Genomic DNA, 12,829 nt, shown 5'->3' on the forward strand with positions numbered 1-12,829 from the left:
ACCTAAAATTGTCAAGCTATTCAACTTTTCTGAGAACTTTCCCTATAACAATTTCTTATACCGATCTAGACATCCGTCTATACCGAAATGGGGCCTTCCGAATAGGCTACAGTACATACAAATACGGAGGTGCCAAGAGTCTTATGCAGCCCATTCATCCGATCACCGAAAAAGCTTGCAAAAGCCTGTGCGGAAAACCAGTTCTGCTTTATCTTAATGATGGTTCCCAAATCTTTGGAGTTTTAAGCCGTTTGGAGAAAAATACGCTTATTCTTAATGAAGAGGCTCGCCCAACGCTTAATTCAACCGCATCCAAGAAGAAACGTAAAACAACTGCCAAAGCAAAATCGGTCCAACCAAAGAAAGAAACCTCAGAAACATCCAGCACGGGGCCGCAACTGGAGCAATTAAACTTCTTTGGAATGCCGCTTTTCGGCGGTCCATCTCCCGGCCCAGAAGCCATCGATATTCCAATTGACCGGGTTGCTGCTATGTTCAGCGAATAAAGAAAAGGCTGCCGATGACTTGCTCATCAGCAGCCCTAGTATTACCGAACAAGCTTCTTTTTCATTCGGAAGCAGCTTAGCTCAGGGAGATACTCTTCAATCTCATACCCTTTGCTGGAATAAAAGCCAATGGCATTGGGATTGCTATCATCGACGAAAAGCTCTGCTGTGCGGCAGCGCTCACTTTTCCCATACTCCTCAGCCATTTTCATGAGCTCTTTCCCCAGTCCTTTCCCCTGCTCACGGGGATCGACGGCCAGCATATCGACGAACAGCACGTTCGATTTGCGAATAACCGAGATGAACCCATAAGGCTGTTTATATCCTTTAGCTGCCACAAACGTTTTGTTGTGGTTCAGCCGCTTGCGAATTTCTGAAAAAGTAATCGAAACGCCTGACTGATACTGTCTGGAAAAAGGCACTAACTGTTCAACAATCAAACGATGAATCGCCCGATCGTCGTTAGCAGCTAACCGTTTGCGAATCACGCTGCATCGCCTCCACAAGAAGCAATAATGCTATCTTATGTTGCTCCTGGCGGAATTGACTCAGCTACTTGCTTATCTTCCATCTGACAAGTACCAATTTACCCCAATACCTACGAATGATATACTAGACTTATGTGAAAAGGGGTGATTGAAATGATCTATGCCTATCCTCCGATAACAGCAGTAAATAGCTACCAGACCCATAAGGATTATTATCGGGTTAGCGGTATCCGCGGCATCGCAGGCGGTAAATCTACCACGATTCGTGAGCAGCTTAATTTGCCATATGAGGGCTCACCGTATCAAAAAATCGCAAAAGCTGCAGCCCAAAACGTAGCTGGATTCGTTCAAACTGCCCAGAATGCCAAGCTCACCGCACAATCCTTGGTCCAAGCAAGACCTGACGACAACAATCGTGAAACCATCCTAGAGCCTATCCGTGAATTTGTAGATACATATAATGAACTTCAGACCTCCTTACGAGAGTCGCCTGCGTACATGAATCGTTCCCTTCTTGCCGGGCTAGAGCAAGCCGCTAAGCCTTATTCGCTCAAAGAAATCGGCATCGACAAGCTTGATGATGGCAGCCTTGAGTTTCAGGAACAGGAGCTTCAAGGTCAGGTCAACAGCCTGTCCAGCTCTTTTCGAAAAAGTCTCGACAGCCTTACCAGCTTCGCTTCTACCTTGGCGAACAACCTTGGACAGCTGCAGCAAGTTCCCTCTGAAGCATTGTTTCAAATGTCCCATTCTGACCTAAAACCTTACGGGCAATACCGTTCCAAACTCCAAGCCTACTTGCCGGTTCCGATGAGAGGGCTGCTGCTCGATACACAGATGTGATTTAAAAAAAGCGACCCTCTGGAATGAGCTTATGCATCTGCATGCTCACCCAGAGGGTCGCTTTTTTTAGAAGAGCTTCTTGCCTAAGACATGATCGAGTGGAACGTAGCCAATGACACGGCTGTCCATACTGTTATTTCGGTTATCTCCCATCACGAATACGTGATCTTCCGGAACTGTCCATTCCTTGTTCCCGTTTGCTCTCATCGCCTCGTTCAAGTACGGCTCTTCGAGCAATTGGCCGTTCCGGTACAATTTATCGTCTTTCATCTCTAAATGGTCGCCAGGCTTCCCAATCACACGTTTGATCCATACGTGTTTGTCATCACCTTTTGTAAATAAGCTAAGCAGAGGGCTATCCAGCAGATCGTTCTTGAACGTCCGCTTCAAATCAACTCTAGAATCAATAATGACGATGTCTTCATAATTAGGTTCGTAATTGAACGTATGAGAAAGCTTTGATACATACACACGCTGGCTGTCATGCAGCGTCGGGTCCATAGAATGACCCATTACTTTGGTCGATTGGAACACAAAAACGCCAAGAAATACGACTAAAACAAAAGAAATGGCAATGGAACCAAACCAGCTCCACAATTGCTTGAGAAAATTCATCCTTATCGCTCCCTTGTCCCATGTTGCTACTCAGCCAAGCCGTGCTTAAAGGCATAGATTGCCGCTTGTGTTCGATCCTCCACACCAAGCTTGGCGAGTACGTTCGTGACGTGAAATTTCACTGTTTTCACACCGATAAACAAATCATCCGCCAGCTCTTGGTTCGACTTCCCTTTGGCGATCAGCCTCAGGACTTCCATTTCCCGATCTGTCAGCTCTTCATGCGGTTCCGCTGCCGCCTTAGGCTGTCTGAAACGGTTCATAATCTTAGAGGCAACCTGAGACTCCAGAATGGATTGCCCTTTGGCCGCGGCTCGAATCGCTTGCGCAATTTCGGAAGCGCGAGACGTCTTGAGCAAGTAACTAAAGGCCCCAGCTTCAATCACTGGATACATTTTCTCATCATCCAAGAAGCTAGTCAACACAATGACTTTACATTCCGGGTACAGCTGAAGCAGCTTCCGAGTCGTTTCGATCCCATCCATGCCTTCCATGACCAAATCCATCAGCACGACATCCGGTCGATATTCCTGAGCTAACCGAATGCCATCTTGCCCGTTGCTGGCTTCTCCGACCACTTCAATGCCATCTTCTGTTCCCAGAACAGCGGCAAGCCCGATCCTCACCATTTCATGATCATCGACAAGCAAGACCTTAATCAATGTATCGTCCATTTGCTTCTCCTCTCGTCAGCAGAACTGTCATCCTATTTTCCACTACCAACACCATCATCAATTAACAACACGAACCGACTATACACTTTCCACTGCATCTGTAGCTAGAATCGGCACTCGAATTTCAATACGCGTACCACGATCAGGAGCTGTAATAATGTCAACAGAGCCGCCAATTTCGTTAACCCGCTCCTTCATAGACACGATGCCGTAGGAGGTAAGTTTCTTCGCATCCAGTTCAAAACCGACACCATCATCGCGGATCGCCAGACGAACGCCGTCAGCGCGGTGAAGCAGCTTAACCTCGAGCTTATTCGCTTTGGAATGGCGCAATGCATTGGAGAGCGCTTCCTGTACAATCCGGAACAGGTGATCCTCAATACCTTTATTTAAACGAATCTCTTCGTCCATATCCCATGTAATCGCCATCGGCACTTTGGCCGCCAACTCTTTGAGAAGCTCAACAAGCCCTTCGGACAATCGTTTTCCTTCCAAATGGATAGGCCGCAAATGAAGCAGCAGCGCCCTCATCTCCGATTGCGCAACGGAAGCCATTTCCTCAATCAGATGAATCTGCCGTTTGGCTTTCTCGAAATCCTTGTCCAATGTCCGGCCAACAGCGGTTGCGGTCATCGAGATCGCGAACAATTGCTGGCTTACTGCATCGTGCAGCTCCCGCGCTAAACGCTGCCGTTCTTCAATAACAGCCGACAATTTCGCTTTCTCCGCAAGCTCGGCGTTATTGTTAGAAAGTCGCTGCAGGGAAGTAACCTGCTCTTCCCAACGTTTCATAATGCGGCCGAGCTGCTCGCCGAGACGCCCGATCTCATCTTCACCATTCTGGAAGCCTTCGCGGGCGAAGGTCCCTTTTTCAAGCAAAATCATCGTCTCCATCAGCGGCTCAAGCCGGCGTGTAATCCGTGAGCTGTTCCAGTAACCGTACCCTGCGCCAATGCCTCCGATAATCACGATGGCCATGAAAACGAATTTCACACCTTCTTGCCAGCTCGTAAATGGATTGATTAGATTGTTTGAGTTCATAAAATAGATGATAGCGCCAAATACAAAAAAACTAAAAATAATCGATTCAGCCATACTGCGCCATATCATATTCGTTAATCTGCGTTTATAGCCGTCCAATATGCGCTGAACCTCCTCTAGACTTTTACATCACTTTAATTTTAATATCTCCTACGATATAAGAAAGCACAAGTTTCACGCGGTGATCGCAGCTCTCATAATTGGACGACTGCCACTGTAATTTGTTCATTACGCCTGACTCACGCTCACTTGCGACTTGAATTTGGCCAAATGTAACGGATGCCCCAACTGAGACGCCAATATCATCCGGTACCTTTATATCTACGTCGCCTATCACACCTTGCAGAATAAGCGTAGTCTCCTTTTGCTCCAGTATCGCAAGCGAGAGATCGATATACGTCTCCCCAATAATGTACCATGTTGAACTATTGCGCATGATCCAAGGCTCACGCCCCAATCGAACACTATCCATCAGCTTCTGCTTCTGAATATAGGTGTCATCTTTATGCACTTGCTTAGACCTTATGAAAAAGAATCCTAATGAAATCAAAACGATAGCGAAAACAATCGTAATATGATCACCAAACAGAATCACAGCCCCCACGCCGATGAGCACAAACCCTTTGCGCTCTTTGCGGGAACGGACCCGATGAATGCCCAGCAAGACGAGGATAATCGCAAGAATGGGGAAAAAGCCTATCGTATGATCCAGAAGCAAAAAAAGACCGGCGCCAATCAGCACAAGAGCTGTATTCCGGTTGCGGTTGTTTTTGGTTTCTTCGCCCATCGCTGCACCTCCTCTGGCTGCCGATTAATTCGTTCATATAGATTCCTAGCATACCATAAGAATGGACAGCCTCCAAGATGCAAATCCTTGCCCAGCAAGGCTCTAGCATGAGGAAAGGAGGCCGGAGCTCGGCTGCGCCGCATCCTGTCGCGGCGCAGTACAATCACGCGAGGCTTATTTCTTGTCGCGCCAATCCTGCTGAAGCTTGCGCATCTCTTGCTTGAGGTTGCTGCCAGCCTCCTTCAGCGTCTCTTTCGACACGCGCCCCGCCACGCGCAGCCCCTGCAGCGCTTCCCGGCCGAGCTCGCGGCCGGTCGCTTCCAGCTCGCGCAATGCTTCGCGAGCTTCTTCCTTGGACAGCCCGCTTCGCGGCTGCCCCGCTCCTGCTGCGCGGCCTGCACGCAGCACCGCCAGCTCGTCTGCGAGCGCCAGGCAGACGTCCTGGCTGCTCGCGTACTGCGCGCGGTACTGCGCGCACGCAGCTTCCAAGCGCAGCTTCTCTTGCAGCGCCATACGCGCCAGCTCTTCGTCGCCTGCGCGCATGGCCAGCTCGGCCTGCTCGGCGCGCAGCTGCGCCATCTCCTCCGCGTCGACGCTTTGCTGGCGCAGCTCAATCGTTCGCTGCAGCGCTTCCTCGTAGCGCTCTTCCAGCTCGGCGATGCCGCGCGATGCTCCAGCGTGTCCGCCGTGTCCTGCGTGGCTCGAGTGGCCGCCTCCCCGTTCATGCAGGTCCAGCTTGCTTGCTGCCTCCTGCAAGGCCATATCGGCCATTTTACCAATTCGATCAAATACGCTCATGATCCACACCTCCTAAATTCCTGTTGATTAAAGTTTGAACTCCGCCGAATCGTTTTGTTTTTTTAGCATGCGATAGCCGTAATACATTAACCACACAGCAAACACAATCGCTAGGAATCCAGATAATTTAGTAATTAATATCAGGGCACCAATGCCGAAAATCACCCAGCCCATCTTCTTGCCATGGGTTATCCCCACATAACCAAGCCCCACCATCGCCACAGGAACCAGCAGTCCCATGACATGAAAATGCATACCAACTTGATGCATACAAATAAGAAAGCCTACCGCTATTAGAATGAACGCCCAACTTTTTGATCGATTCATGCTCACTATTGCACCGCCCTTCGCGTAATCTTCATGCTACTATCGTAGCCGAAAAGGATGTGTGTCAAAACGGACTCCCGACTGTTTTTGTACCTAGACCTAAGTCCAGTATGCACTAAGACCTTTAACCATATTTTGGGCGTTGTTTCTCTTATTCTATCAATGATAGAATATTTGAAGCCGAGTCCGGTGCACAGACAAAGTGCCGGTACGGGGGACGATTTACATGGGGTGAATATTTGCTTTGTACGCAGAGCAGACTAGGGAGAACCTTCTTCCCGAACCCGTCAACTAACCTCGGAGGCTCATTTTGAAGGAGGATTACCAATTGAATATGTTTACAAAAGGGTTAGCGTGCCTTGCTGTGTCCGCCACAGTTTTGGCAGGAGGCTTTCTTTCCCCATTTTCGGGACATGCCTATGCAGCCGCCGCGAGTATGGACGTGAAAGTGCAAGTCAACGATGACCTGGTTCAATTTCCGGATGCCCAGCCTTATTTGGATGACAACCACGCTACACAAGTACCGATCCGTTTCGTAACAGAGAAACTGGGTTATGATGTACAATGGCAAAAGGAAGGCGACGAAATTAAAGTCACACTGAACAATGACAAGCACTCTATTTCCTTGGTGTCCGGCCAAAAAGAGGCCGAAATCGATAGCACCCCTGTCGAGATGGACACACACGCTGAGTTCCAAAACGGTCGTGTCTACGTGCCGCTTCGGTTCTTAAGCAATGCTTCCGACATTCCCGTTCAGTGGGATGCAAGCAGCAACCTAGCGATTTTAAGTAAAGACGGCAATCATCACGCACCTGATTATGAACTATTTGAGTCAACAGCTTACTCCGCAGATCCTTCTGAAAATGGAGGCTTTGGAGCATTGGACTATATGGGGAATCCATTAGGAATCGGAACCGTTGCTGTAGATCCATCGGTTATTCCACTTGGATCTAAGCTCTATATAGAAGGTTATGATTTCAACGGCCTGCCAAAAGGCGGCATGTATGCTTATGCAACGGATACCGGTAGTTCCATCAAAGGCAAACGCGTTGATATTTTTATTCCAGGCTCCCAGCAATCCTTACGCAAATTCGGCTTCCAAACTGTAAAAGTGTACAAACTAAACCCGTGATGATCACGGGTTTTTTAATTTTGACGAGCATACGGCCAACTACCTAAAGCCTCACATAAACTGCGATGCAACTCCGGGACCTCCCTATCTATTCGATCGAATCGTCTCAAAGGAACTGGAGTCCGCTATTTGTGGAAAAACGAGCATTTCTCTTTTGTAACGGAACTACAGGCTCTTATTTGTCCTCGAACGTGCGATTTTCAGGAGATATCGGGAAAATAGCACCCTGTAGTTCCCTTCAGGTAACCGAAAAGGCGTTTCTCCCTGAAATAGCCACCCACAGTTCCCTTTCAGGTGAGGATACCGTGCAACTGCAGTACGAGAGCGGTTCGAGAGCTGTATGAGGGCTGGCCCGGAAGCCTTTTCGGCTGAAATTTCCGAGAGATAGCGCATTAACAAAAAAACAGCCCCGGAACACCGGGACTGATTCATTAAAAGAAATCCGCCAAATACGTCGTACGCTGCGGAATAGCCGCTTCCAACCGAGCAACCAGCTCCTGCGAGCCTTGAAGCCGCTCGATTTTGGCCATAAAGCCCGACTTTTGATAACTCATAAATAAGGCAGCCAACGTTTGAATACTACAACTCAGTATACGCTCTTCTGCCGGTTGCTCACCCTCAACTAACTTGGTGACCTCCGCTTTTTCCCCGCTGCCTGTGAATTGCAATTGGAAAATCCCGTCGTTCCAGTCTGCTTGCAAGTCAGAAATACGTAAATAGATAGGTTCAACTTCCTTGCGCGGTTCAAACCGATACTGCTTCAGGAAAGCTTCCACATCAACAATGCGCGCTGAAAAATACGTTATTTTCTCCTGCTTGAACTTAGGATCATGCACCAAGAAAGGAAGCTGATCATCAGCTGGCGCTTTAACCTCTACCTTCGAGATCATGGAATCATGATCGGCTATGAACTTCCACAACCCACGTCTCGTTTCTTCATCCAAAAACACCATCTCATGAATGGTCGCCGTATATTCTTTTACTTGATAAAAGACGTACCCCGTCCGTTCACCCTTGGCATTTACATAGAGGGCTACCGTACCCTTTTTATTTTTAAAATATCGGTTGTTCCACCAACTTGCGTCCCGCTTCAGCATGCCATTGAATTGCAAGGCGTACTGCTCATAAATGGGATTCAAAAGCTCCCATTCCCTCGTCACACGAACGATTGAACTACCTTCCGGAGCATGAAATTTCGGAAGTTTATCCGCAGGAATTTCATATTTCAGGTAATCAATATACGTTTCCCAGCCATACTTCCGATAAAATTCGAACTTAAACGGAGATAAAAACGAGACGGTCTGCCCTTGCTCTTTCATCACCTTAAGCGCTTGAAGCAGCAGCTTCGCTACCATCCCGTTGCGCCTATACTCCGGCCATGTTGCTACTCCCGCAATACCGCCCATGGCAAAACGCTGACCATTCAGCCACGTATGAAATTGGTTAATTTGAAGCTTGGCAGCTAGCTTACCCTGAACAAAATAGCCCCAAATTTGCTTCGGATCTGTCCAACTGCTGCGATCTTCCTGCTCTTCTGCGCTCAGCTCATATTGAAAAGCAAATTGGGATAAAGCAAGACTCTCCGGCAATTCCTGTTGTTCCAATGTTCGAATTTCACTCATTATGTATCACCTCATGTACAAGTATACTGGAAAATCATTGACAATACCTATGCCTAATTAGGCGCTTTCCATTTTGAAATCAGGGCATCCGTCCAATCAACGAATGTCTCTACGTCATATGATGTTGATGTATAGTGATTCAACCCACTTAAATACTTAAGAACCGGAGGGGATACTATGTCATATGCAGCTGGTTGTGGTACTGGATACGGATCTGGATACGGATCTGTAGGTGTCGTTCTTGTCCTTTATGTTCTGCTTGTTATCATCTTAGCTACTTTCGCAATCTAATCTTGCCTTCATTCCATTAAAAAGACCTGCCAGCACCAACTTCTTTGACAGAAGCTGGTGATTGGCAGGTCCTTTTTTTATTTTATCGGAAATATAAGAACACGTTCGCCCCTCGCAAAACCTGAACCTCCGGCAGGCAGCTGAATCAAACAATCCGCATCTTTAATGGAAACCATAATGCTGGACTTATCAATGCCGGAAGGCTTAACCCGCAAACAGCCATTCTCCACATGCGTTGTCCCTCTGACATAACGCGGGAATGCCGAGCCTTTGTCGTAATCTACATCCAGATAAGCTGTAATGGCTTCGGGGTAAGGTGTTGGACAGCCTGACATCGCTTTAATCAGCGGCTTGGCAAACAGCTCAAAGCCTACAAACGATGCGCCCGGATTCCCAGAGAGTGAGAGCAGCAGCCTATTCTCCCAAAAGGCTGCGCTCGTCGGCGTGCCTGGTCGCATCGCCACTTTATTAAACAGAAGCTTGCCTGCAAACCTTCCAAACAGATCCACCAGAACATCATAGTCGCCTACAGAGACACCGCCTGAGGTGATAACAAGATCAACTTTACCTAATGTCTCTAGCAGAGCGACTTCCACCTCTTCTACATTGTCCGAGAGCGCGTGCATAATCACCGCTACTCCGCCCGCTGCTTCGACTTGGGCAGCAAGCATGTAGCTGTTGCTGTTGCGAATTCGCCCTGGCTGCAGCGCTTCCTCAACATTCAATAACTCTGAACCCGTTGAAAAAATCGCGACCCTCGGTTTACGGAAAACCGCCACGCAGGAATAACCAAAAGTCGCTAATATCGCCGCTTCGCCAGGCCCAATTTGTGATCCTTGCGGCAGCAATAACTCCTGCGCGGCTATTTCCCCGGCAATAGGGGTTATGTTGCTGCCTATGGGTATATTTTTCTTGATGCAGACCTGAGGCGAGCTTACCCCCACGTCCAGCAAGGGAAGAGCATCCGTCATTTCCAGCATCACCACGCAATCCGCTCCATCTGGAACAGGCGCTCCCGTCATGATACGGGATGCAGCACCTGAATAAACGGTAAGCTGAGGAACCGTTCCGCTTGGAATATGCTCAATGACATGCAAGATAGCCGGATTTTCAGGCGTAGCTTGTTCAATATCCGCAGCGCAAACCGCGTATCCGTCCACGCCGGATCTGCGAAAATGAGGCACGGGGTGATCTGCATAAATATCCCCGGCTAATCGCCTGTTAAACGCGGCGGACAACGGTACAATTTCCGTTTCGGTAAGTTCGATATATTCGGAAAGCACGCTTCGAGCTTCTTCCACGGAAATGACTTTGCGCCCGAATTTAAGCTTCACATCGCTATTCACTAACGTCCGTTCCTCCTATGGGCTAACCGCCAATTTGCGACATCCGGCGAAGTGTTGGTGTATGAGACTGGCTTTCATTCAAGAGCGCCTGCGCCATCTCGTGATTTTGCGGTTTTATGTCCAAAGCACGGAAGAAAAGATCTTCCATTGCCGAATCATCCCCAATATAAGTGCGAACATTGAATTCGTCTGACCAATACAAGCATGGCTTCACATTACCATCTGCCGTAATTCGCAGGCGATTGCAGGTCTCGCAGAAGTGATCGCTGATCGGATGAATGAGTCCGAATGAACCTTGTGCGCCTTCGATCCGGAAATTTTGAGCAGGCCCGTTGCCATACACAGCATCCGAGGCTATGGCATTCCAACCCTTTTCCTTACAACGATCCAGTACGGTCGACAAGGGCAAATAGCGGCTTTTCCAAGCCTCATCTTGATGCCCGATCGGCATATATTCAATGAATCGAACTTGAATCGGACGATCCATCGTCATTTGTAAAAAGTCTTCAATTTCGTCATCATTCATGCCCTTCATAAGGACAACATTCAACTTGATCGGGGTAATACCCACACGATAAGCTTCTTCAATGCTGGCCAGAACACGGTTAATATCGCCACCTCGGGTGATGAGTGAGAACCGGTCCGCTTTCAAGGAATCCAGGCTTATATTTACACGGGTTAGTCCTGCTGCGCGAAGCTTTTCAGCTCTTGAAGCAAAATAAATCCCATTGGTTGTCAACGCAATATCTTCAATCCCGGGTATTTGGGAGAGCATGCCAATCAGTTGTTCCAGATTTTTACGCACAAGCGGTTCTCCGCCGGTTAATCTCAGCTTTCGGACACCTAGTCCAGCCAGCACGCGAACAACCTCGGTAATTTCCTCGAACGTTAACAGCTTGTCATCCGGTTCAAATTCCATTCCTTCTTCGGGCATACAGTAAACACAACGAAGATTACAGCGGTCCGTAACTGATATTCGTAAGTAATCGTGCATGCGTCCAAAACGATCCATCAGCAGCTTCGGCATGAAGTTCACCTTCTCTCCAGTCCATTATGACACATTTTTCAGCTAAATCCTACACTCATGATAGATTCTCTAACATAAACTTGTACTCATCCGGCGTATTCACATTCGCTACAAACTTTGACGACAGATTTAACTTTTCAAAAAAAGCATTCTCCGCAGGCAACCAGTCGATATGATCCAACAAACCCATTAGTCGATATTGTTCCTGCTTCAATAACACCTCAGCTTCAGAACCAACTAACCTGGAGTAAATGCCATGGAGCGGATGAACCTTGCCATCTATGACGGGGATAACCGCATCAACATTGGCTTCTTGGCACAATTGCTTCATAGCTTCTGCTGCATCAGATGAAATGAATGGCATATCACAACCGACAATCCACATAAATTGTTCGGTGGCGGCTTTCGCAGCTGCATGAATACCGCTTAGCGGCCCTTTTTGCACATATATATCGGACACCCATTGCACATTCATCGGCGTGGGATTAGAGGCTAGAAGCAATTGGAACGCCTCGGGTTCATTCGATATGACAATCGTCTGGTTGCAGATACGGGATATTTCCGTAAGTTGACGAAGAAGCAAGGGCTGATCTTGAATAGGAAGCAGCGCCTTGCTTTTTCCTCCCATGCGACGATTGAGCCCTCCGGCCAAAATAACGCCTGTTATCATGACTCGAGTTCCACCAATCGTTTCGTGAAGGATTTCTTCCAGCTTTCAGATAGAGCTTCCGTTCGTACGAGACGTTGAGCTCCGTCCTTGTTCATTTTATCGTGATACTTAATTTGATTCGCATAAGCCAGCGTTACGCCGTCAACATCTTTGGCGACAAGCTTCACTTGTGAATTTATCGAGAGGAACCCTTCTTGCAAAACTCTGAAATAGAAACCGGTAAATCCTGTTTCTTGCATTTGCAGTGGAGTTTGAGCCCACTCCAGACGTTTGCCCACTTTAAAACAAGGCTGGCGTGGCTGCGAGACCTGAACAATGACTTCGTCAATAGCATAAATGTCGCCAATGCAAACGTTCGTCTCCAGAAAACCGCGTACCGTTAGATTTTCACCAAAAGCACCCGCTTCCAGCTTTCGGCCAAGCACTTCCTCCCAGTACGCATAATGCTCCTCGGGGTAAACACACAGAGCTTTATCAACGCCGCCGTGCACCGTCAAATCGGCTTGCCCGTCCCCGTCCAATTGGGTTTTGGATACATACAAAGATGAGCTGACCGGGGACTTGTAGATGCCCGTGACCAGCTCTTTGCCTTGATATTCAACAATTTGTGGTTTGCCCACATTCACCGATACGATTTCCAACGTTATTCCTCATTTCCAAGCAGG

16 protein-coding genes and 1 riboswitch are annotated in these 12,829 nt (G+C 48.1%); of the genes, 4 read left to right on the top strand and 12 right to left on the bottom strand.

Features of this window, described 5'->3' with window-relative positions; translation table 11 throughout:
• The first annotated feature begins 143 nt into the window (after positions 1-143).
• Positions 144-506 carry a hypothetical protein gene (locus tag ACUN27_RS32415; RefSeq protein ID WP_315953143.1) on the top strand — a complete coding sequence of 121 codons (363 nt, stop codon included), beginning with the start codon at positions 144-146 and terminating at the stop codon, positions 504-506.
• A 41-nt stretch (positions 507-547) separates the two neighbouring features.
• Here ACUN27_RS32415 and ACUN27_RS32420 read toward each other — a convergent pair whose 3' ends face one another.
• Positions 548-994 carry a GNAT family N-acetyltransferase gene (locus ACUN27_RS32420; RefSeq protein WP_164819534.1) on the bottom strand — a complete coding sequence of 149 codons (447 nt, stop codon included), beginning with the start codon at positions 992-994 and terminating at the stop codon, positions 548-550.
• Between the two features lie 153 nt (positions 995-1,147).
• Here ACUN27_RS32420 and ACUN27_RS32425 point away from each other — a divergent pair, with 153 nt between their 5' ends.
• Positions 1,148-1,834 carry a hypothetical protein gene (locus tag ACUN27_RS32425; protein ID WP_445560264.1) on the top strand — a complete coding sequence of 229 codons (687 nt, stop codon included), beginning with the start codon at positions 1,148-1,150 and terminating at the stop codon, positions 1,832-1,834.
• A gap of 66 nt (positions 1,835-1,900) precedes the next feature.
• Here ACUN27_RS32425 and lepB read toward each other — a convergent pair whose 3' ends face one another.
• The 6 genes from lepB to ACUN27_RS32455 form a co-directional block, all read right to left on the bottom strand.
• The gene (lepB, locus tag ACUN27_RS32430; RefSeq protein WP_127453163.1) at positions 1,901-2,449 is read right to left on the bottom strand and encodes a signal peptidase I; all 549 of its coding nucleotides are present in this window, start codon (positions 2,447-2,449) and stop codon (positions 1,901-1,903) included.
• Positions 2,450-2,475: 26 nt separating this feature from the next.
• The gene (locus ACUN27_RS32435; RefSeq protein WP_127453164.1) at positions 2,476-3,123 is read right to left on the bottom strand and encodes a response regulator; all 648 of its coding nucleotides are present in this window, start codon (positions 3,121-3,123) and stop codon (positions 2,476-2,478) included.
• A gap of 78 nt (positions 3,124-3,201) precedes the next feature.
• On the bottom strand, positions 3,202-4,263 hold the full coding sequence (locus ACUN27_RS32440) for a sensor histidine kinase (protein WP_315953141.1): 1,062 nt from the start codon (positions 4,261-4,263) through the stop codon (positions 3,202-3,204).
• Between the two features lie 25 nt (positions 4,264-4,288).
• On the bottom strand, positions 4,289-4,951 hold the full coding sequence (gene liaF, locus ACUN27_RS32445) for a cell wall-active antibiotics response protein LiaF (protein ID WP_315953140.1): 663 nt from the start codon (positions 4,949-4,951) through the stop codon (positions 4,289-4,291).
• Between the two features lie 174 nt (positions 4,952-5,125).
• Positions 5,126-5,749: a PspA/IM30 family protein gene (locus tag ACUN27_RS32450; RefSeq protein ID WP_445560265.1), complete on the bottom strand. Its 624-nt coding sequence runs from the start codon at positions 5,747-5,749 to the stop codon at positions 5,126-5,128.
• Positions 5,750-5,776: 27 nt separating this feature from the next.
• Entirely contained in the window at positions 5,777-6,076 is a 300-nt protein-coding gene (locus ACUN27_RS32455; RefSeq protein WP_315953138.1) for a LiaF transmembrane domain-containing protein, read from the bottom strand.
• Positions 6,077-6,244: 168 nt separating this feature from the next.
• Positions 6,245-6,397: riboswitch (cyclic di-AMP (ydaO/yuaA leader) on the top strand.
• Between the two features lie 13 nt (positions 6,398-6,410).
• On the opposite strand from ACUN27_RS32455, the gene ACUN27_RS32460 reads away from it, so the two are divergent.
• The gene (locus tag ACUN27_RS32460; RefSeq protein ID WP_315953440.1) at positions 6,411-7,208 is read left to right on the top strand and encodes a stalk domain-containing protein; all 798 of its coding nucleotides are present in this window, start codon (positions 6,411-6,413) and stop codon (positions 7,206-7,208) included.
• Between the two features lie 431 nt (positions 7,209-7,639).
• Here the strand turns inward: ACUN27_RS32460 and ACUN27_RS32465 are convergent, their stop codons facing one another.
• Positions 7,640-8,830, bottom strand: a complete 1,191-nt coding sequence (locus ACUN27_RS32465) for a GNAT family N-acetyltransferase (protein ID WP_445560266.1) — start codon at positions 8,828-8,830, stop codon at positions 7,640-7,642.
• Between the two features lie 177 nt (positions 8,831-9,007).
• Here ACUN27_RS32465 and ACUN27_RS32470 point away from each other — a divergent pair, with 177 nt between their 5' ends.
• Positions 9,008-9,121: a sporulation protein YjcZ gene (locus tag ACUN27_RS32470; RefSeq protein WP_127453175.1), complete on the top strand. Its 114-nt coding sequence runs from the start codon at positions 9,008-9,010 to the stop codon at positions 9,119-9,121.
• Between the two features lie 77 nt (positions 9,122-9,198).
• Here ACUN27_RS32470 and ACUN27_RS32475 read toward each other — a convergent pair whose 3' ends face one another.
• From ACUN27_RS32475 to ACUN27_RS32490, 4 genes are read right to left on the bottom strand one after another with little or no spacing between them, the layout of a single operon-like run.
• Entirely contained in the window at positions 9,199-10,467 is a 1,269-nt protein-coding gene (locus tag ACUN27_RS32475) for a molybdopterin molybdotransferase MoeA (protein WP_326060595.1), read from the bottom strand.
• 22 nt (positions 10,468-10,489) lie between these two features.
• The gene (gene moaA / locus ACUN27_RS32480) at positions 10,490-11,494 is read right to left on the bottom strand and encodes a GTP 3',8-cyclase MoaA (protein WP_315953135.1); all 1,005 of its coding nucleotides are present in this window, start codon (positions 11,492-11,494) and stop codon (positions 10,490-10,492) included.
• Between the two features lie 55 nt (positions 11,495-11,549).
• Entirely contained in the window at positions 11,550-12,164 is a 615-nt protein-coding gene (mobA, locus tag ACUN27_RS32485; RefSeq protein WP_326060594.1) for a molybdenum cofactor guanylyltransferase, read from the bottom strand.
• Complete coding sequence (locus tag ACUN27_RS32490) at positions 12,161-12,811, bottom strand: MOSC domain-containing protein (RefSeq protein WP_326060619.1); 651 nt, start codon at positions 12,809-12,811, stop codon at positions 12,161-12,163. The genes mobA and ACUN27_RS32490 overlap by 4 nt, the downstream gene beginning before the upstream one ends.
• Between the last annotated feature and the right edge of the window lie 18 nt (positions 12,812-12,829).

The sequence above is a fragment of the Paenibacillus sp. WC2504 genome, from assembly GCF_052682475.1.